Origin of the sequence: Pantoea sp. GbtcB22 (genome assembly GCF_019091025.1) — a bacterium.
In the GTDB taxonomy this organism is placed as follows: Bacteria; Pseudomonadota; Gammaproteobacteria; order Enterobacterales; family Enterobacteriaceae; genus Pantoea; species Pantoea leporis.
Genome location: NZ_JAGXKB010000092.1, coordinates 1 through 289, shown reverse-complemented (window position 1 = coordinate 289; position 289 = coordinate 1). Strand labels below are relative to the sequence as shown.

Sequence of the window (289 nt, the reverse complement as noted above, 5' to 3'; positions counted from 1 at the left end):
ACGGCGGTGGGCAGCGTCTATGCCGACGTCAGCACCGGCGCGTGGAGCTGGCAGTTCACCGGCACAGATAAGTTTGAGGAAGGTCCGCACACGCTGACAGTGCAGGCCACCGATCCGGCGGGCAACGTCTCGGTGATTTCAGATAGCTTTACGATTACCGTAGATACCCTGATTAACCAGCCGGTGCTGTCTACCATCACCGATGCGGTAACCGGCGGCACGGTCGGCGCCATTGCCAACGACGGCACCGGCCTCACCAACGATGCACGTCCGCTGCTTAATGGCACGG

At 61.6% G+C, this 289-nt stretch carries 1 protein-coding gene; it reads left to right on the top strand.

Translation table 11 applies throughout. The features are described from left to right. Positions 1-289 (top strand): Ig-like domain-containing protein (locus tag KVT28_RS24890; RefSeq protein WP_217550812.1); only part of this gene is annotated, 289 nt, incomplete at both ends.